Source organism: Rhodoplanes roseus, from assembly GCF_003258865.1.
GTDB lineage: Bacteria > Pseudomonadota > Alphaproteobacteria > Rhizobiales > Xanthobacteraceae > Rhodoplanes > Rhodoplanes roseus.
This window is the reverse complement of the sequence record NZ_NPEX01001023.1, coordinates 1-236: the sequence shown is the minus strand read 5'-3', so window position 1 is coordinate 236 and position 236 is coordinate 1. Positions and strand designations below refer to the sequence as shown.

General features: G+C 66.1%; 1 protein-coding gene. It reads right to left on the bottom strand.

What is annotated here, in order from left to right; all coding sequences use genetic code 11:
• A partial coding sequence (locus CH341_RS35085) for an alcohol dehydrogenase catalytic domain-containing protein (RefSeq protein WP_425376241.1) occupies positions 1–236 on the bottom strand: 236 nt, incomplete at both ends.

Here is a 236-nt window from a genome sequence, read left to right as displayed (position 1 = left end):
ACGAGGATCGTATCGTCCGCCGTTGCCACTGCCGTCTTGTGGAGGAGGCGCTCCACCGTCATTCCCTTCAGCATGAGGGCTGCGGCCGTATCATCGCTGATGTCGTCGGGAAGCGGCACGAGACGGTCGGCCGGCATCACCCGACGTTCGCTGTAGGAGCCGGGGGCGGTCGTGACATAGGCGACGCGGTCACCGACCTTCAGCCCTTCAACGCCGGGGCCGAGGCTTTCGACGAC